Annotated in this window: 14 protein-coding genes and 1 pseudogene; 2 read left to right on the top strand and 13 right to left on the bottom strand. The window is 50.7% G+C overall.

The genetic code is table 11. The annotated features are described in order from the left end of the window. Window positions 1–48: 48 nt before the first annotated feature. The gene (locus AC0LWF_RS01440; protein WP_474649799.1) at window positions 49–1,494 is read right to left on the bottom strand and encodes a diguanylate cyclase domain-containing protein; all 1,446 of its coding nucleotides are present in this window, start codon (window positions 1,492–1,494) and stop codon (window positions 49–51) included. A 198-nt stretch (window positions 1,495–1,692) separates the two neighbouring features. Next, complete coding sequence (locus tag AC0LWF_RS01435) at window positions 1,693–1,974, bottom strand: LytS/YhcK type 5TM receptor domain-containing protein (protein ID WP_474649798.1); 282 nt, start codon at window positions 1,972–1,974, stop codon at window positions 1,693–1,695. 69 nt (window positions 1,975–2,043) lie between these two features. Here AC0LWF_RS01435 and AC0LWF_RS01430 point away from each other — a divergent pair. Then, window positions 2,044–2,766 (top strand): annotated as a pseudogene (locus tag AC0LWF_RS01430) (MBL fold metallo-hydrolase). 94 nt (window positions 2,767–2,860) lie between these two features. Here AC0LWF_RS01430 and AC0LWF_RS01425 read toward each other — a convergent pair. The 11 genes from AC0LWF_RS01425 to AC0LWF_RS01375 form a co-directional block, all read right to left on the bottom strand. Further along, window positions 2,861–6,097 (bottom strand): response regulator, encoded by a 3,237-nt coding sequence (locus AC0LWF_RS01425; RefSeq protein ID WP_474649797.1) that lies wholly within the window; start codon window positions 6,095–6,097, stop codon window positions 2,861–2,863. A 194-nt stretch (window positions 6,098–6,291) separates the two neighbouring features. Beyond that, entirely contained in the window at window positions 6,292–7,359 is a 1,068-nt protein-coding gene (locus AC0LWF_RS01420; RefSeq protein ID WP_474649796.1) for a dihydrodipicolinate synthase family protein, read from the bottom strand. A gap of 3 nt (window positions 7,360–7,362) precedes the next feature. Beyond that, the gene (locus tag AC0LWF_RS01415; protein ID WP_474649795.1) at window positions 7,363–8,379 is read right to left on the bottom strand and encodes an NAD-dependent epimerase/dehydratase family protein; all 1,017 of its coding nucleotides are present in this window, start codon (window positions 8,377–8,379) and stop codon (window positions 7,363–7,365) included. A 232-nt stretch (window positions 8,380–8,611) separates the two neighbouring features. Next, entirely contained in the window at window positions 8,612–10,000 is a 1,389-nt protein-coding gene (locus AC0LWF_RS01410) for a hypothetical protein (RefSeq protein WP_474649794.1), read from the bottom strand. A 113-nt stretch (window positions 10,001–10,113) separates the two neighbouring features. Continuing rightward, entirely contained in the window at window positions 10,114–12,036 is a 1,923-nt protein-coding gene (locus AC0LWF_RS01405) for a methyl-accepting chemotaxis protein (RefSeq protein ID WP_474649793.1), read from the bottom strand. A gap of 471 nt (window positions 12,037–12,507) precedes the next feature. Beyond that, window positions 12,508–12,684: a hypothetical protein gene (locus AC0LWF_RS01400; protein ID WP_474649792.1), complete on the bottom strand. Its 177-nt coding sequence runs from the start codon at window positions 12,682–12,684 to the stop codon at window positions 12,508–12,510. A gap of 27 nt (window positions 12,685–12,711) precedes the next feature. Continuing rightward, on the bottom strand, window positions 12,712–13,626 hold the full coding sequence (locus AC0LWF_RS01395; RefSeq protein WP_474649791.1) for an exopolyphosphatase: 915 nt from the start codon (window positions 13,624–13,626) through the stop codon (window positions 12,712–12,714). A 182-nt stretch (window positions 13,627–13,808) separates the two neighbouring features. Then, the gene (locus AC0LWF_RS01390) at window positions 13,809–14,804 is read right to left on the bottom strand and encodes a cell wall hydrolase (protein WP_474649790.1); all 996 of its coding nucleotides are present in this window, start codon (window positions 14,802–14,804) and stop codon (window positions 13,809–13,811) included. Window positions 14,805–14,986: 182 nt separating this feature from the next. Beyond that, window positions 14,987–16,276 carry an MFS transporter gene (locus tag AC0LWF_RS01385; RefSeq protein WP_474649789.1) on the bottom strand — a complete coding sequence of 430 codons (1,290 nt, stop codon included), beginning with the start codon at window positions 16,274–16,276 and terminating at the stop codon, window positions 14,987–14,989. Window positions 16,277–16,402: 126 nt separating this feature from the next. Next, window positions 16,403–17,224, bottom strand: a complete 822-nt coding sequence (locus tag AC0LWF_RS01380) for an ABC transporter permease (protein WP_474649788.1) — start codon at window positions 17,222–17,224, stop codon at window positions 16,403–16,405. Then, window positions 17,225–18,208 (bottom strand): ATP-binding cassette domain-containing protein, encoded by a 984-nt coding sequence (locus AC0LWF_RS01375; RefSeq protein WP_474649787.1) that lies wholly within the window; start codon window positions 18,206–18,208, stop codon window positions 17,225–17,227. It abuts the gene before it with no gap. 101 nt (window positions 18,209–18,309) lie between these two features. Here AC0LWF_RS01375 and AC0LWF_RS01370 point away from each other — a divergent pair, with 101 nt between their 5' ends. Then, on the top strand, window positions 18,310–19,050 hold the full coding sequence (locus AC0LWF_RS01370) for a spermidine synthase (protein WP_474649786.1): 741 nt from the start codon (window positions 18,310–18,312) through the stop codon (window positions 19,048–19,050). The last annotated feature ends 14 nt before the right edge of the window (window positions 19,051–19,064 follow it).

The following is a 19,064-nucleotide window of genomic DNA, read 5'->3' as shown; positions in this document are numbered from 1 at the left end:
TAAGACTTCCCTCATCGGCAAGGCCGCAGCGGGAAATCTTTGATTGTATTAATAGATGCGGTAATTTCCCCGCCCGGATGTTTTGACCGTATACATCGCCGTATCCGCACTGCGAATGAGCGTATCTACATCTTCTCCGCCTCGCTTCGATGTAGCTATGCCGATGCTTGGCGTCACGGTCAGCTCGATACCATGAGCCATTACCGGCTCCTCGAAGGCCCGCAGCACCGCTTCCGCGATTGCTATCGCACGAGTCTCCGAGCGCTCGCCAGTCAACAGAATCGTAAATTCATCGCCTCCCATTCGAGCAGCAATCTCATTTGGTCCGATACAGCGCTCAAGCCGCCGTGCAACCTGCTGCAGCAGCTCATCGCCGACATGATGGCCATAACGATCGTTGACGCTTTTGAAATGGTCGATATCTAGATAAATGAGCGAGACGTTGCTTTCTGCCGCCCCCACCACCGTCAGTGCCTCAGATAAACGCTCCATCAGCATCCGCCTGTTCGGCAATCCCGTCAACAAATCGTAATATGCGAGCCTATGAATCTTCGCCTGTTGTTCGTAGATTTGGGTGAAATCTTTGGCGATTCCGAATAAGCCCTCGATTCTCTCATTCACAATAATGGGAATTAAAGTGATATTGATCGGAATGATTCTCCCGAAACGGTTCATGATTCGAATATCTCCATTAACGGAGCTACCTTGATGCGCCTCATGGATCAGCTTCATTACCTGTTCCGTATCTTCCTTCAACACAAAGCTTCTACCCGTCTTCAAATGCAGCCCTTCGAGCGTGTAGCCGAGCAGTTCAAGTGTCACTGGATTCGCAGATAGAAAGTTGCCCTCGAGATCAAAGGAGCATACCGCATCCGTATTATTGTCGAATAAGGATTTGTATCGCTGTTCATTCTGAATGTTCTCCAGCCGCAGCTTCGTTTGATCGAGCACGAGCTCGATGAGACGAGTGAAAGTCATGATAATTTCTTCTTCATCTTCCCTAGGAAGAGCAGTAACGCGCTGATAGATGGCGAAGGTCCCCTGCACTTGTTGATCAGACGTCCGCACCGGATAAGACCAGCAGGAGCGCAGCCCGATTGCAAGCGGGATCGCTTTCTCCTTCGACCAGAACGGGTGACGCGCAATGTCGTCGACGATGATCGTTTCGTTGCGGTATGCCGCCGTTCCACAGGAGCCAGAGGCCGAGCCAATCAGGCTCCCATTCACTGCATCAATGTAGTGCTGCGGCAAGCTGCGGTGCGCAATCACATAGAGCGAGTTCTTCTCTTGGTCAAGCAGCATAATGGAACAAATCCAGCCCGGTACAAGGTCTTCAACCATTTCTATAATGTGATCAAGAACGAGCTTTAGCGGCTCGCCTCTCAGAATATGCTTCAAAATATGCCGTTGTCCTTGAATCATTTTCTCTCTCATGAGATTCAGCTTTACGAGATGGTCAAAATCGGAAAGTGATGAATGACTTGTCGGCTCCATTTTCAACCTCCCCGTTCATTAAAGATGTTCAATATAAAGTTAGATCAGTTTCAGTATAGTGTTTACTTGTTAAAAAAGTTGACATCTATTCGTTAAATTTCTGTTAGTCCAGTCAGCTCTGAATAACTCGTATCGTGCGGTTACGTCCTTCATGCTTCGCTTGATACAAAGCTGCATCCGTAAGTGCATACAGCGCCTTCAAGTTGCGGGCGTCATCATAACAAAAGTAATTAAGCTGGAGGGCAGCCCTCCGAACGAGACGGCAAGGAGCACCGAAACGGATCGCAAATCGAATACGAAGCCATTGTAGGAGGCCCCGTTATATAGCAGCAGTATGCCTAGTAAGCCGCATACCGCGCCAAGAACCAGCTTTTTCCGCGTATCCAGCTCTGTGTCCGAGCGAAACCAATAGAAAAACCTTGTTAGAAAGAAAAGAAAGAAGGTTAATAGAAACAGACTTAGCGCGAAGTCTTTGATCACAATTGCCCCTCCTTCTCTGTGCCAAGCCAATACCCTAAAACTTGCTATTTGAGCCGTTTCCGATAAATAATGAAGTTGTACGTATCCATGACTAATAAGGCGGTGTTCATTGTGACGCAATCTGGCGCTGGCATTCAAGCCATCGAAATCAGCATGTCCATCCAAGGTAATCCGTTCGTCATCTATCCAACTGTTCTATGGGATGAGCAGGAAATTATTCTCGTCGATACCGGACTTCCAGGCCAAGTGGATGTCATTCGCGCCGCGTTCAACAAAGCGTCGATCCCGTTCGAAAAGCTGACTAAGATCATCATCACGCATCAAGACCGCGATCATATCGGCAGCTTGCCGGAGCTTAAACGACTATTTGGCGATCAAGTGCAGGTCATCGCCCATGAAGTTGCTGTGCCATACTTAACTGGCAAGGAGCCGCTTGTGAAGAGCAAGTCGTTCGTTTAACCGGTTCACGTCGATGCGGTGCTGCATGACGGGGATATTCTTCCGTATGCTGGTGGCATTCAGGTCGTATTCACGCCTGGCCATACGCCGGATCACACATCACTCTACCATATCCCAAGCCAAACATTAATTGCCGGCGACGCCCTTACGGCCGGGGATGGCGTGCTGCAATCGTTCAACCCTACATTTACGCCTGACCAGAATACTGCTCTGCAATCCATCACGAAGTTTCAAGCGCTTGAGCTTAACAGTGTCATTGCTTATCACGGCGGAGTATGCACTGACAATCTACAGGAGCGGCTGCAAGCGATCGTCTCTGCGCCTCAGTCTTAACCGAACGTATAGTCCTTATAGGGAAGGCGGCTTTCCAGCTATCTGTAGCACAGATGCAGCCATGGAAAACCGCCTTCTTTTTTCTTTTCTTGAGCTAACGGTAATGCCGCACAAGGCTCGCAATCGAGTCCAACACTTCTTTCAGCTTTTCCTCGAGCGTATCCAGTACTACTTCCAGCTTCGCATATTTGCCCTCATGAATCATCGTCTCCAGCTTGAGCGCCGCCATATGCAGCGTATTCGCGCCAATGTTAGCCGCAACACCCTTCAACGTGTGCGTTAGAAAGCGTGCTCCGTCAATATCGCCAACTGAGAAGGCAGAGGAAATGTCTTTTACCGCCCCAGATGACTTTGCAGCGAACTGGCCGAGAATATGCAAATACGATTCCGGCTTCATCCGATACCGTGCCATGAATTCGCTAATATCAAGACCGGGAAGCTGGTCCGGCAGCTGCGACAAGTCGCTAATCTGCGGCTGCGCCGGTACTGGTACGACTACGGACTTCGATTGTAGAATGAGCTTCTGCAGCATGACGAACAATTCAATCGGCTCGAAAGGCTTCGTAATATAACCGTCCATACCCGCTTCCAGCACTTTATCGTGAACGCCTTTCATCGCGTCGGCTGTCATTGCAATGATCGGAATACGGTACTCGCTTGCCGCGGCAACCTCTGCTTCACGAATTTTCCGCGTCGCCTCGTAGCCATCCATAATAGGCATTTGAACATCCATCAGAATGGCATCGAACTTATGTGCTGCCGCTGTTTTCTCGACCGCTTGCAGCCCATTCTCGGCAATGTCGACCATTACACCTGTCTCTTCCAGAATCGACCTCGCGACATGCTGGTTGATCTCATTATCTTCAACGAGCAGGACACGCGCGGCATTCAGCATCGCGAACTTCTCCATCCCCTCCTGCTGCACCGTTCCTCCGGCAACCGATGCTGGCTTCTGCCTAATCACTGAAGATATTTCATTGTATAGCTGGGATTGGCTGATCGGATAAGGGAGCACCCTGTCGAGTTCCGTATCGTCCAGATGGCGCTGCAGCTCATAATTATGCGTGTCGCTAATAAGTGCAATCGTCTTCGTCAGGAACGGGAACGCCTCATAGATCTGCTTGAATACTTCCGTTCCGTCGTGATCTCTAAGCTTCCAATCAATAAGCAGCAAATCGTAGCCGCCATACTTATGGATGCTGTCAAACGCTTCTGTTGCAGACGCTGCAATGGTGACAATGTATTGAAACTGCTCCAGCTGCTGCTTCATAACAAGCTGCATCTGTTGATTATCACAAACAAGCAAGACGCGCAGGTACGTCGAATTCATCTGCCGAATTTCCTTGAATAGATCGTAATCGCCTTCCTCGAATAAAGCGGTGAACGTAAAACAGCTGCCATGTCCGATCTCGCTCTCGAGCGCAATCGTACCACCCATCAGTTCGATAAGGCTTTTACTAATAACAAGGCCAAGTCCCGTACCACCGTATTTGCGCGTCGTGCTCATATCCCCTTGCGAAAATGTCTTGAACAGATGCTCTTGCTCCGCTGGCGAGATGCCGATACCCGTGTCCGTCACTTGGAACTGTAGCTTGATTCTCCTCGCCTGCTGTTCTAGCACACTGACAGCAACGGTTACTTCCCCATGCTCCGTAAATTTGACTGCATTGTTAACAAGATTGAGCAGCACTTGATTGAGCCGGAACGGATCACCATGCAGCACTTGCGGCACTTCATGATGAATGGAGATATGCATGCGCAGTCCCTTGTCAAACGCCTTGAAGCTGACCATATTCGAGATGTTGTTCAGCACCTCGTACAAATCAAAATCTATATATTCGAGCGTAATCATCTTCGCTTCGACTTTGGAGAAATCAAGAATGTCGTTAATGATGGTCAGCAAGCCTTTCGCTGACTGAATCGTCATATCGACGTAATCGAGCTGTTTATCGGACATCACAGTCTTCTGTAACAAATAGTTGTACCCGACAATGGCATTCAACGGCGTCCGAATCTCGTGGCTCATATTGGCGAGAAACTCGCCCTTCGCCCGGCTTGCGCTCTCAGCAATCTCCTTGGCCTCGCTAAGCTGTACATTCTTCAGCGCTAGCTCCTGTGTGCGCTCCTCAACGAGATCCTCCAGATGGTCCTTATGTTCCCGAAGCGCATCTTCCGCCCGTTTGCGGCGTGTCCGGGTAAGCAGCAGCACCATAACAAGCACAAATTCCAACACCGCTAGCGCGACACCGCCGATTATGTACCAGCGATACTGCTCCCATATCGTCGGATTCTTGTACAGAATATCGGTGCCCTTCGGCAGCTGGCTTTCCTTAATCCCCCACTTTGCAAGCGCTCTCCAATCGACTTGGACTGCTCGTTTACTACTATTGATTGTCCCCAGATCGCTGGCTGACTTCCCTTGAAGAATCAGCAAGGCGCGCTGTGCTGCCGTAGCGCCGAGATCGGCAAAGTTGTGCATGGCACCGCCGACAATACCGCTCCCCATAAATTGGCTGAAAGGCGAATAGACGGGTATAGGCGAAACTTCTATGATTTTCTTCACAACTTCTGCTGGAATATAGGGCTTGCCTGTCTTATCTTGAAATAGAAATACGAACAGAATCGCTGCATGCTCGACTTGCGCTTGCTCCAGTTTATTCAGCAGCTGCGAATATGTAAGACCGTTCAAGTATTCCAGCTGCACTTGATTCTCGTAATGAGCCGTTTCTGACTTCGCCATATTCAGCGCATTCTGTTCATTCGGCGAGCTGCCGATAACGACATAGATCTTGTCCGTCTGCTGCTTCGACTTCAGAATGAGATCAATCGTGCCAGACAGCTCAAAATCTCCCAAAACACCCGTATAATTAGCCGGCATCTGATCAGGTGCGGCGCCTTCAAACTCGTTGTAGGCGTAGATGACAGGCACACCAGGGAATAACTGCTCACCGAATTTCTTCATAAATGGAAGCATCTGGTAGCTCGTCGTCACGATTAAATCAGGCTGGTTATTCTCATATTTCTGCTTCAACAAAGACATAATCGTCTGTTCATAGCCGGGCTGTAAGCCGTATCTTACCAAATCCAAATAATCTTGATTTATGGTAACATTCGTGGACGCTTTGAGTACTTTTGCGAATGCGTCCACGAACATCTTCGTCGTTGGATAATCCGGGGTTGCCGAATGAAGAATAAGTACTTTTTTGTCAGGTGTCTGCGGATCAGCAACAGATGCGTAACTATAAGGCGCTGCCGCAAATAGAATCAACATCAGAGCGAATAGAGCTAGTACAATCGTTCGGTTCAATTCAGTCTTGCGATGGCTGGTCATGTGCTCGCTCCGCCTTCCTTGCTTATCGAAATGGAAATAAGTTTCCTTGCTTTCCACCATTGTATTGAATGAACGACGAAAAAGTAAAGCAATTTTGTCGATTCATGTCAGATGCGCGTCGAAAAAGGAAATTCATAGAAAAAACCCGTTAAAAGGGGCAGAATCACCTCTTTTTACGGGTTTGTTTTGGCATGCTAGGAGAGCCAATCCGACAGATTCTGTTTCACAAATTCGTCGTCGTTCAGATGCGGATAATCCCGGTACATCCGGTCAATCTCCTCCTGCTGGCCTGGCGAGAGCGTCTCATTCGGGTTCAAGCACCACGTCCCTCGCATAAGTCCTTGCCGACGGAGCACTTCATGTATGCCAGGTATGCAGCCCGCAAAGCCATGTGCCGGATCGAAGAAAGCAGCATTCGTCTCGGTCAATTCGATGTTTCGCGTCAGCCAGTCTGCAGGCAGCAGCTCTTGCTGCCTTGCTTGCTTGATGGCTTCGAGCAATTCGACCGCCTTCCGCGTCCATACCGCCCAATGGCCGAGCAGCCCACCGGCGATTCGCTTCTCAACCGGCCGCCCGCCCACTTGGAAGCGATAGAGCGTCAGCAAATCGTTTACGATATTATCATCATTGCCGGTATACAGGGCAATCTCATCTCTACGTTCGGACTCGCATACCGCTCGAACGACATCAATGGTTTGGTAGCGGTTGAACGGCGCCATCTTGATTGCGACGACACCTGGAATATCGGCAAAAGCACGCCAAAATTCATAGGAGAATATTTTGCCGCCAACCGATGGTTGAAGATAGAAGCCTACAATCGGAATTCGCTCTGCAATCTGCTCTGTGCGCTTCAGAAGTTGGAGTTCAGACTGATCTGCAAGGCCTCCCATGCTAAGCAACCCCGCATCGTAACCGATTGCCGCTGCAGTCTCGGCTTCACCGAGCGCTTGCGCTGCAGGACCGCATATGCCCGCAATGCGGAGGAACGGATGCTGCAGATTGGCACGATCTACTTCCTCCGTCGCTAGCCGAAGGACTTTCTCATAGAGATTGTGCTTCGGGTCACGAATTTCGAATTGCGTGGAATGGACGCCAACAGCGATGCCGCCTGCTCCCGAGGCCAAATAATAGCGGGTTAGTGCGCGTTGATGACGCTCATCGAGACGGCGATGCTCATCAAGCGCCAGAGGATGCGCCGGTATAACGAGCCCGTCATGCAGCGCACGCTTCTGCCCGGAGGATAAGTCTCTTCTCGTGCTCATCGATTAAAACTTCCCCTTTCGCTCCCCGAAGTGCGTCGGTTTATTGAGCGTCACTCCGTCCGCTTCTACCCATTCCGCCACCCAATCTATCATTTGCAGCAAGGACACCCGAGGATAGCCGAATCGTTGCTGGCATTTCGCCGCATTGTTGAGCAGGGCATCGCTTGCTTCACTGCCTTCGAATACCGGTTGCACGCCCAGCCGCTTGCCGAACTCCTCTGCCGCCCAGCGGATCGATACGGTCTCCGGTCCTGTTACGTTCATATAAGCGGCAGGTGCTTCGCAGGCGAGTAAGGAGCGGATCGCAATCTCGTTCGCATCCCCCTGCCAGATGACATTGGCGTAGCCCATCGTCAAGTTGATCGGTTTCTTCGTCTTCACTGATCGAGCCAGCTCAAGCAACACGCCATAGCGCATATCTATTGCATAGTTGAGCCGATAAATTAGCACTTTGGTACCGTTTCGTTTCGAGAAATGCTCGAATATCCGCTCCCGCCCCAAGCACGATTGGCCATATTCGCCAACAGGTAAAGGCGGCACCGATTCACTTGCTCCGCCATAACCAACCGGCGTGAATGGATAGACATTACCGGATGAGAACACGACGATGCGGGAATTGCGGTATTTCTCAGCGACTCTGCCCGGGAGGTAAGCATTCATCGCCCATGTGAAAGACTCGTTCCCGGTGGTGCCGAATTTGGTGCCTGCCATATAGATGACGTTCGGCGCATCTGGAAGAGCTTGAAGCGCCTCATCGTCCAGCAGATCGCAGGCGATTGTCTCCACGCCATCTGCCTCCAGCTGTGCTTGCAGTCCCGGCTCCGAGAATCGGGATACGCCGATAACACGTTTATCCACACCGGCCGCACGAATGGCGTTCAGCAGCAGGCGCGCAAGGCTCGGCCCCATTTTTCCGCCGACCCCGAGCAGCAGTATGTCTCCTTTGATCTCCCTTACGTCCCGGATCAGCGCCTCCGACGGTTCCGCCAGCTTCGCCTCCAGCTCCTCAATCGTCCGCATGCTCCAAGTTCCCCTCCATGAATGAGAATAAGTTCTACTTTCATCTTAGAGGGAGATGAGATTAAAAGACAAATCTTTTAATTGACTTTAAATAGGGATAAGCGAAATGGCATCCGAGAGCGGGAAATGCCTCTCTCCGAGCGGAAATAGTTGAAAAAGCAGGTCGAGAAAGGGGAAAGCCTCTCTCAGCATCGAAAGTGCGCCTCGCAACCAAACACCCGCCCTAAATACCCTAAATCGGCGCCTTGTCTCGCAGGAATGTTAACCGGAAAACTTGGCGCGGCCTTCCCTTCGGCACCTTCTCGACACCTGCGATTGCAACTAAGCTATGGTCCATCCACTGGAGCAGCAAACGGTGTGTGCTTCGCACGCTAATGTCCAGAATTGCGGCCAGCTCATGCACCATATAATCGGTCTTTCCCGATCGCGCCACCTGAGCCATCAGCTTGCTAAGGTAGCCGGAAGTCATTCCGGCATCCTCCGCTTTCTTTAGCAGCTCCGCATCGGTAAGCGACAAAGCGAACTCCAGCGAATCCGCCATCGCGAGCGGCCCGATCACTGTTTTATCCTCCCCTACTATGAAGCATGTGTCTCCACCCGCTTCCTTCGACTTGCGCAGCGCGATACGGGCATGCGTGCCCGCTTCGTTCGCCGAACGGCCAAAGCCCATGCCGATGCTGAGCGACAGCCCAAACTTCTGATAGATGCTTTTGCCAAGGGAAATCTTCTTATAGCCGCCCGTAACCCGCTCGAAGATACCCCGCGTCGTAAAGAACAAATATTCATCCCCTCCGAGCGGCGTCAAATACCCGTCAAGCGATTCGACATAGTCGAGCAGCATCCGGTGAATGTCAAGCTTCAGCTTCTGCACTTCATGCTCGGACGTGTGTACATGGATTCGTTTCTCGAATTGATCGAGATTAACGAGCCCGACGACGACCTGCGCTTCCCGGCTTTGGCGCGTTTCCGTCGAAAGCAGCGCCCGCTCCAGCGCTACAGTAATGTTCTGATCGGTCGGAATAATCCACTCATTCGGAATCGCGAGCCCTGTCAGCTCACGCGCAACAGATTCATCCGCTGTCAGCGCCGCATCGCAGCAGCCCGATTCATATTGTCCCTGATGATAGGCAATCAACTGCTCCTTCGAGGCGTAGTCCGGTCCGTCATAGTAAACCACTTCAGTAAGCGACTCGTTAATTTCGCTGAGCGACTTCTGCACCATTTGCTTGCTTAACGTATCTATCGAGATCCGCAAGTTTCTCTCCATGCCGCCGACTGTATTTTTCAATCGGAACAGCGCACGGTAGAACCCCGTATCTGTCAACGGGACATAATGCAACGCCACCTGCACATCCGCTTCCTCACTTATGCGATTATACGGAACCAGGCCTGAAGCGAGCAGCACTTCTACTGTATCACCGAGCTGCTGCGCCAACCTTGGCGCTTCTATGTCCTGTTCATAAACCATCGGGACCGGGCGAAAAGAAGGAAATGCCTTCAACACCTGCAATATGCGGCCGACAAGCTGCGAGGTGCCGATAATGCCGATCGAAATCCCTTTCGCAGCAGCTGGCGTCCCCTCTGTCGACTCCGACATGATGCCGTTCAAGCTCTTCTGCATCGTTAACCCTCCATCTCTCAAACAGGCCCAAGCTGTATTTTATATCCAAAATAACACAAAAAGCCCACGATCGAAATCGTGGACCTTTTGCTTATGTCACCTATTAACTTCCATTACAAACGGAATTTCGTTACGGTATCATTCAACACTTGTGCAATCGACGTCAATGATTGAGACGAGCTCGCTGTCTGCTCCGCCGCTGCTGCCGCTTCTTCGCTGACTGCTGCAATCGACTCAATCTCCTTCATAACCTCCATCGATTGGGTAGATTGCCCATGGCTCGCGCGCGCAATCTCTTCGGATTGCCTTGCGACTTCGCCGACCATACGCACAATGTTATCGAGCTCTTCACCAGTCTGCTGCGACAATGCAGCCGTCTCGGCAACCGCGCGAACACTCTCTTGCGTACTGTGCTGCATGCTCGTAATGATCGTAACGATCTGCTTCGTCGCTTCGCCGCTTCGTTCCGCCAGCTTGCGCACTTCATCGGCGACGACCGCGAAGCCTCTTCCCTGCTCGCCAGCCCGTGCTGCTTCAATCGCAGCATTCAACGCCAACAGATTCGTCTGCTCAGCGATATCGTTGATAACTTGAATGATATTGCCAATTCGGCTTGAATCTTTCTCCAGCTCCGACATCTGAGTCGATAACCGATCCATGCTGCTGATCGTCGTGCGAACGGCATCACCGCCGGCGACCGCGCCTTGGTTCGTCTTCTTCGTCAGCTCAACTGCTTCCTGCGCTCTGCTTGAGACGATACTTACCGTATTCGTCAACACCTTCATCAGCTCGGAAGCGGTCTGCGCGGACTCCGCCTGATTCATGCTGCCTTTGGCAACTTCCTCAGTCGTTGCCGATATTTCAGCTGCGCCGCTCGTTACGCTCTGCGAGGTGCTCGTAACGGTCGCAATCATTTTATAAATTTGCTGCACCATGCTTGCGAGCCCCTGGGAGATTTGGCCGATCTCATTCTTCGATTTCAGATCGAACTGCACGGTCAAATCGCCATGCTCAATAAGCTTGAGCTTCGCCAGCAGCTGTGGAATATTCCGAAGCATATAACGCAGCGTAATATATGTAATGAAGACAAGCACGATAAGGCTAACAGCAAATCCGCCAATCGTCATATACGTGACATTATTGAAATCGCCCATCGCTTCTTTCTCGGTAATGGTAAGACCGACCGACCATCCGGTTTCTTTGCTCGTCGCGTAGCCGACATACCGCTTCACGCCATTGTCGTCGACCAGCTGCAGACCGGATTCGCCTGCCACCATTTTCTTCCCGACCTCACCCATTTCGCCTTTGCTCTCGTTCAACTTCTCCTTAAGCACTTTATCCTTGTCTGGATGGTATAGAATATCACCCGTCTTCGAAAGCAAGAAGGAATAGCCTGTCTCTCCGAGCGTATAACTCTGCATGATAGCCGGCATATCTTTCATTGCAATGTCAGCAGCCGTGAAGCCGACAACCTGATCCTTTGCATCCTTGATCGGATAGAAAATACCGAAGAGAACGTTGCCGCTTACTTGATCGACGTAAGGATCCGAATAATAGAGCCCGTTCGCCTCCAGCGCCGGCTTAAACCAAGGACGGCTCTTCATATCGAAATCCGCCTTGTTCGTTAAGCCGTCATGCTCCAGCCACATGTTGCCAGCGATGTTAGCCACCCATGTATCTGCCAAGTTCGGGTCGGTCTTGAAGATCGACATGAGCGTCCGCTCTGTCTCTGCTGCATACGTGGAGGATTTCGCTTGCGCAAGGCCAGGCGTCGTCTCGATATAATTGAGAAACAGCGAATTCGTCGCCATCTGCTTGACGATACTGCCCTTCTCCTTGAAGAGGGCATCTATTTGATCAACGATTGCTTGCGTCTTCGCCTCTATCATCTGCTCTTGCTGATGAACGATGACGCTGCGTGTGCTGCTATAAATAACGGTCCCTAATATGGAGAATATCGCAAAAATAAAAATAAACAGCGATATCGCTAACGTATTGGCTATGTTGGAGAATTGGAACTTTCGCTTCAAATTCACAAGCTCACCTCGTTGTCAAAGTTGGATTCATCGTTGTCCACTTGCATGAACTCTCTTGTTGCTGTCGCTCGGAATTTCTAGGATAGTCCCCCTCTCCCATGATGCAAACAAAATAAAACAAAACCAGATGACGAAAAAGACTTGTCACCTGGTTGAAGAATTGGCTAGGCTGGTGAGCTGTTATCATCTATGTTGTAGTAATTCCAACCTATCATTCGCCAAATTTCGCCATTTGGATTCCCATTCATAATAGCAAACAATATCTTAATGAACAATGCAAATCATTGCAGTTTTTTACGATATAATGAGAGAAGGATCGCGAATAGGAGAGAAAGAGAGTACGACACTTCTCCGCTAAGCTTTGGCTCATCAATCGATTCCTTCACATAACGTACAACAGCAATAGTAAAGGAGTATTATCAGCATGACGAACGAGCAACCACGTATCGACTGTATGAAATGTCGCCATTTCTACATCACTTGGGATAAGAACTTCCCAAGAGGCTGTAAAGCTTTCAAATTCAAAGGGTCCGCGATGCCAAGCGCCGCTGTCCTCTCCTCCTCCGGCAAGCCATGCATGAACTTCGAACCGAAGTCGATGCCGATGCCTCCGCAGAGCAGCGCAAAAAAATAATCCCGCTCGTGCAAGCGAACCTGCCACGAGCGGGATTTCTATTAGTTGAATTGCTTGATGATCGCTGCGATCGTCTCATCCGCTTGGTCATACGGCACTTGGCATGTTCCTGCCGCTTCGTGCCCGCCGCCGCCATACTCCCGCATCAAATAGCCGACCGGAACGTCACAAGTCCGGTTCACGATGCTGTGGCCGCACGCAATCGCGCAGTTCTGCTTCTGGAAGCCGTCAACAATCCATAAGGAAACATTCTGTTCAGGGAATAGCGCATAGATGAGGAACCGATTGCCCGGATAGATCGGCTGGGTGCCTCTTAGATCCGTTACAATGGCATGTCCTTCAATTCGCGTATGCTTGATGAGCATCTCACGGAATAAAGCGTCCAGCTCGTAGTACCGTTCAACCCGCTGCAACACATCTTCATCCTGCATAATGTGATCAAGCGGATGCTCCAGGCACAGGTCAACAAGCTTCTCCATGAGCTGATAGTTGCTGATCCGGAAATCGCGGTAGCGACCAAGTCCCGTACGGGAATCCATAATAAAGGACAGCAAATCCCAACCTTTCGGCTGCAAAATATCGTCCTTGCTGAATTTTGCCGCATCGGCTTTGTCTACGCCCTCCATCATGCTGTCGAAGAACGGACCAAATTTGTCTTGCCCGCCGTAATATTCATAAACGACTCGCGCAGCGCTGTCCGCAATGCGAATCTCGCCTTCGAATTCAAACTTCTCTTCCTGTGACCGCTTCAGCTCGCTGGCGTGGTGGTCGAACCATAGGCCGCAGCCTGGAACGAATGGAATGTTCGTTAATATATCGTTCTTCGTAATTTCAATTGTACCATCCTGCATATCTTTAGGATGCACGAACTTCATCTCATCGATCATACCAAGCTTTCTGAGCAGTACTGCCGTCACCAATCCGTCGAAATCGCTTCTCGTAACGAGCCTCATCATGTTCGCCCCCACAAAGTAATTCTATCATGCCAACATCAGGACTATTATACCAGATTTTGAGACGGAATAAACCAAAGATTACTAGATTTTAGACAAGGTGCGACAAATTCCGCAGCTATATTTCTGCCCTTGCGTCTCCAAATAATAAAGCCCGCGAATAGTTAATCGCGGGCTCTAATCTATTATTTAGCAAAGCTATGATGGCCGATCTTCACAACGACTTCAAGGCTCGACCAGAATGACCCTCTCGTCACCTCTGGATTGTAGAAGTAGACGGCGTCACCGATATTGTTGCGTCCATTCAGCGCATCCTTGGCAGCGCGCAGTGCTCTTGCATGCGGGGTGCTGTTATCGAGCATACCGTTATGAGCCGGAGGGAACTGTCTGCCTGAATAGATAACTTCCTTGATCGAATCCGGGAATCTCGTATCCTTCACCCGATTCAGAATGACATTCGCCAGCGCAAGCTGTCCTTCATACGATTCATAGCCCGATTCCACCATCGTAATCTTCGCAAGCAGCAAAAGATCCGATTGGGTGTAATCAGCCGCAGGCCTGCTGAAGAAAGAAGGGATAACGACCTTGAGCTTCGTGCCAACAGGCGCTTCTGCTTCACTGCTCAGTCCGTTGCGCTTCAGCAGCTGTGCTTTGCTAATGCCGGCTTCAATGCTGATTTCACCCAGGCCCTTCTCTTCACTTACGAACGCAGGCTGTGCCAATGCCAGCTCGACGGTGTCAGATTGTGAGTCTGCCGTAATGTCTGCATGCAGCATATCTGCCAATTGGCGGACCGGCAAATACAGTCTGTCGTCCTTCAGTATTGGAAGCGCGTCCATCCGATAACGGACGTCATTGAAATAAACGACCGGGACACGGTTTCCGATTACAATCTCATCGCTTAATGCGGTATGTATCGTTAATTCTTCGTCGTTATTATTCCAGTTTACGGATGCTCCTAGCAGCTTCGCAATGCGAGCAGCCGGTACATAAGTTCTTCCATTAATGACTAATGCCTGCTTGGATAACAACACATGCTTGCCATTCACTAGAACCGATACAGATTGATCATAATCAGCTTCCTGTGCTCCTGCAATGGAGAGCGACATCATGCAACTAAGAAGTAACCCCAGAATCATTGCGATAAGAAGCCCTTTAACAGGCTTGATTGCTTTAATCATGTGTACCTCCTTGATGGCGTTTGGTTTAAGCTGCCTAACCGTCTTGCCAGATTATAACACAGCTCTTTACGCAAATTTCATTAACATTTTCACAGAAATAGCCGATTAGTGCTTTAATCCCCCACATTTCGGGCATAAAAAAACAGCCAGGAGGAAGTGTCCTGACTGCCAGTATAAATGGACTAATTCATGCTTCGCGTTATACGAGCCTCTCGTTTCGGCAGCAAAATCAATAGGAAGCATAGTGCGCCGACAACACGAATGATTCCAATGAGTATCATACTTGGCACGTAATCGATCCAGGTGAATAGACTCATGCCGACAAGCGGCGCGAAGATCGCAGAAATTTGGGCCAGCGTCGTGTAGAGCGATATAGCCGGATGCCGCGTCTCTTCTGGGACGATCTCGAGCAGGCGGTTAAAGATGGACTGCTGGAAGCCGCTTGTGACGAAGCCACCTATAAAATCGTACACATAGACATATTTCATCGAAGGGGCATACGCCCACCAGAATGGGGCCAGGCCAAGCGCCAGCGAAGAGACGAATACCGTGAAGCCGTTCCCTCTGCGGTCCGCCAGCTTTGCCCACATGCCGAAGGCGATCAAGGAACCGATGGAGCCGACGACAGTAGTGATGCTTATCTGCGTATTGGTTGCATGCAGAATGTCCGCCTTCAGTTTGGAATACATCGGCCAAGCCGCCATCCACGAAAAGGTGTAAAAAGTCGCACAGCCGCAAAATAAGATGAACGGCCAACCGCCGCCGACTTTGAACATCTTCCGAAACGCATGAACAGGATTAAACGATATGCGCTGGCGCGGCTTGATGACAGCAGTGCGGGCTTCCGCATCGGTTGGCTGGTTAACTGCCTCTTCCTCGCTCGGAATACGCAGCTTATGGAAATACCAGGTTTCAATAAGTGAAGCAATGAACCCGAGCACGACCGCCGCTTGAAACCCGTATGGATAGGCAAAGTGGTCAATTCCGTATCCCGCCACGAGCGCCGTTACCATACCCGTTATTCCGATCCATAAGTTCCGCTGCGCGAACACCTTATTCCGATAGCTGGACGGGATAATCTCGCCCATAATCGATTGATAGGACACCGCGATAATGGTGTTGGTCGCACTATAAGCACTGACGAGCGCAATCAAGGCAACCATCGGCGATGCATGCCAGTAAGGCAGGAAGAACAGCAGCAGGTAACTGAAGCGGCTCAGCAGAATCATGCCGGAAATAATCCGTTTCTGCTGCCTGTACCTTCCAATCAGCATGGAGGCAGGGAACGTCAGCAAGATCGTCAGAATGGCCGGTACCGAAGATAACAATGCATAATCATTGTTCGACGCGTTAAGCCTGGCTGCCAGAATCGGAATAAATGGCGTTACGAAATTAAATCCAATCGACCATGCAATGCCGTTGTATAGGTTATTTTTAACATTTTGCCGCAAGACGCGGTTGATAGACTTCATTACATTCACTCCAGTTATGTGGCCATGCTCTACTACTCTATTGCTATTCTAATTTGAAAGCCAAGAAAAGAACATAGCCAAAACAAAAAAACCCTTGAATGCTCAAGGGCCAATGTTTCTTGTGACTTATGTCCGGCGCATGTAGGCACGAACCGTAATGGGTGCGAAGATCAAGACGATGACTGCAGCGCCGATTAGCGAGATAGCCAAATCCCAGCCAACCGTACCTTTATTGGTCAAATCACGGACAGCCGAGATCAGATGCGAGATCGGGTTGATGTCCGCAAACCAACGGAGCCACTTCGGCATTGTCTCCGTAGGGACGAATGCATTCGACAAGAACGTCATCGGGAACAGCACGAGCATCGAAATCCCTTGTACGCTGGAAGCTGTACGTGCAATAACGCCGAAGAATGCGAAGATCCAGCTCATTGCCCACGAACAAACAATGACAAGCAAGCCTGCAAGAACGACATGCTCAAGCCCGCCTTCCGGGCGATAACCCATAATGTAACCCATCGAGAAGGTGAGCGTTGTTGCAATGGTGTACCGGATCGTATCGGCAAGCAGTGCCCCGGCGAGCGGAGCGATCCGGGCTATCGGCAATGACTTAAACCGGTCGAATACGCCTTTATCCATATCCTCTCGCAGCTGAACGCCGGTTACGATAGAGGTTGTAATAACAGTCTGAACGAGTATGCCTGGAATAATGACCGGTAGATAGCTTTGTACGTCTCCAGAGATCGCGCCGCCGAAGATGTACGTGAACATAAGCGTAAAAATAATCGGTTGAAGCGTCACGTCGAATAACTGCTCAGGTGTGCGCTTAATCTTCAGCAATCCCCGATACGCCATCGTAAGCGAGTTGCGGATGGATTGGGTGAAGCTGGTATGTCTCCGTAACGGACGATTGGTGCCTGTTCTTAATGTCTGACTGTTGCTGCTCATTTAGTTTGCCCCCTTATTAACGCCTTGCCCCGTAATAGATAAGAATACTTCATCTAGCGTCGGTTTCTGCACACTGACCTCATCAAGGGCAATCCCCGCTTCACGGAGCGCGAGGAGCAGATCCGTGACGCGATCGGCATTTGCCATCGGTGCTGTAATTTTCGCCGCTTCCGAGGTTACGTTCGATTGAACCGCAAGCACTTGATTCACGATACGGCGCGCTTCCGCAATATCAGCTCCCTGCTGCACACGCAGCTGTAAGGAAGATGTTCCGACAGATGCTTTCAGTTCATCCACCGTGCCTTCAGCAACGACGTGGCCGCGGTCGATTACGGCGATCCGGTCCGCCAGCTGATCGGCTTCATCCAAGTATTGCGTCGTGAGCAGCACGGTTGAGCCGGTCTTCACCAATCTGCGGATCGTTTCCCACATTTGAGCGCGTGTACGCGGATCGAGCCCTGTCGTCGGCTCATCAAGGAAGATGAGCGGCGGCTGCGCGATCAAGCTTGCTGCAAGATCGAGTCTGCGGCGCATACCGCCGGAGAAGTTCTTGAGCGGTCGCTTCGCCGCTTCCGTGAGGCCGAATTCTTCGAGCAGCTCCGCTGCTTTGCGCTTCGATTCGGCACGGCCAAGCCCAAGCAGGCGGGAGAAAATGACTAAGTTTTCCGTTGCGCTCAGCGACTCGTCTACCGATGCGTATTGTCCGGTTACACCAATCAATTGGCGGACAATTTGCGAATCCTTCACCACATCATGGCCGAAGATCCGCGCCGAGCCGGCATCTGGCCGAAAAAGCGTTGCGAGCATCCGAATCGTTGTCGTCTTCCCTGCACCATTCGGTCCGAGTACGCCATATATCGAACCTGCTTTTACTTGAAGATCAACACCATCTACTGCGCGGTTATCGCCAAACAGCTTCACAAGCCCTTGTGCATCAACTGCTAAATCGCCGTTGTTCGGCTCTATGCTATTTCCGAGTTTCAAGTTAATTCCTCCTAGTTGACTATTGACTAAACGAATCTTAACCTGATTCTATGAACTGAATATGAACAGGCTGATGAACAAGATAAGGAGCTAACTAAGTCATGCAAATCTTATTCCATGATTATACCGAGACGCACGAAATCACTGTCTACGATACGTTTGAGCTTGGTGGTGAACGCGGCCGATTCCGAGTGCTGCAATTCGCCGAGAACGCTATGCAAGGCGCATTGGACCTCGACAATCCCGATCGAATGGTATTCGAGTATCCGCAAGCGATGATTCACCTAATGAGTTGCAATAATTCCTCCTACGGTAGCGTCTTCTTGATCGGTCACGGCATCGGTACGATTGCGCGCGGCTGCCCTGGCGTCCGCTTCACGACGGCAGAGCTTGACGGACAAGTCGTTCAGCTGAGCAAAGAGCTGTTTGGCTGCAACGACGAGCATGTGCAGATCGGCGATGGAAGAGCGATTCTCGAGGAACAGGCAGACCATGCGTTTGATTTCGTCCTGCTCGACGCCTTCACTGCCAGCGGAACACCGCGGCATCTTACTTCAAGAGCTTTTTTCGAGCTGACCGCTGCCAAACTCTCGGAAGGCGGCGCAGTCATTCTGAATGTAATGGGCAAGGGTGGGCAAGATACCGTTACAGCTGCCGTTCATACGACGCTGCAAGCCGTATTCGCGTACACGCGTGTATTTGCGCTGCCCTCAGCCAGCATGCCTGAGCAGCGGAATATCATTATTGCCGCCAGCCAGCGTCCGATCCGCTTTCAAGAAAGCCGGATGGCTGGTTTTACACGAATAGAACCTGCGCAAGGCTATATGATCGAAGACCGCTAATACTATCACTATCA

The sequence above is a fragment of the Paenibacillus sp. sgz302114 genome, assembly GCF_056120345.1.
The sequence above is the reverse complement of the archived record's forward strand: the minus strand, read 5'-3'. Positions and strand labels throughout refer to the sequence as shown.

What these genes read in the sequence shown, in the direction of transcription:
- AC0LWF_RS01440 (WP_474649799.1), bottom strand. Translation starts at nt 1,494, where the DNA reads ATGGAGCCGACAAGTCATTCATCACTTTCCGATTTTGACCATCTCGTA.
- AC0LWF_RS01425 (WP_474649797.1), bottom strand. Translation starts at nt 6,097, where the DNA reads ATGACCAGCCATCGCAAGACTGAATTGAACCGAACGATTGTACTAGCT.
- AC0LWF_RS01420 (WP_474649796.1), bottom strand. Translation starts at nt 7,359, where the DNA reads ATGAGCACGAGAAGAGACTTATCCTCCGGGCAGAAGCGTGCGCTGCAT.
- AC0LWF_RS01415 (WP_474649795.1), bottom strand. Translation starts at nt 8,379, where the DNA reads ATGCGGACGATTGAGGAGCTGGAGGCGAAGCTGGCGGAACCGTCGGAG.
- AC0LWF_RS01410 (WP_474649794.1), bottom strand. Translation starts at nt 10,000, where the DNA reads ATGCAGAAGAGCTTGAACGGCATCATGTCGGAGTCGACAGAGGGGACG.
- AC0LWF_RS01395 (WP_474649791.1), bottom strand. Translation starts at nt 13,626, where the DNA reads ATGATGAGGCTCGTTACGAGAAGCGATTTCGACGGATTGGTGACGGCA.
- AC0LWF_RS01390 (WP_474649790.1), bottom strand. Translation starts at nt 14,804, where the DNA reads ATGATTAAAGCAATCAAGCCTGTTAAAGGGCTTCTTATCGCAATGATT.
- AC0LWF_RS01385 (WP_474649789.1), bottom strand. Translation starts at nt 16,276, where the DNA reads ATGAAGTCTATCAACCGCGTCTTGCGGCAAAATGTTAAAAATAACCTA.
- AC0LWF_RS01380 (WP_474649788.1), bottom strand. Translation starts at nt 17,224, where the DNA reads ATGAGCAGCAACAGTCAGACATTAAGAACAGGCACCAATCGTCCGTTA.
- AC0LWF_RS01370 (WP_474649786.1), top strand. Translation starts at nt 18,310, where the DNA reads ATGCAAATCTTATTCCATGATTATACCGAGACGCACGAAATCACTGTC.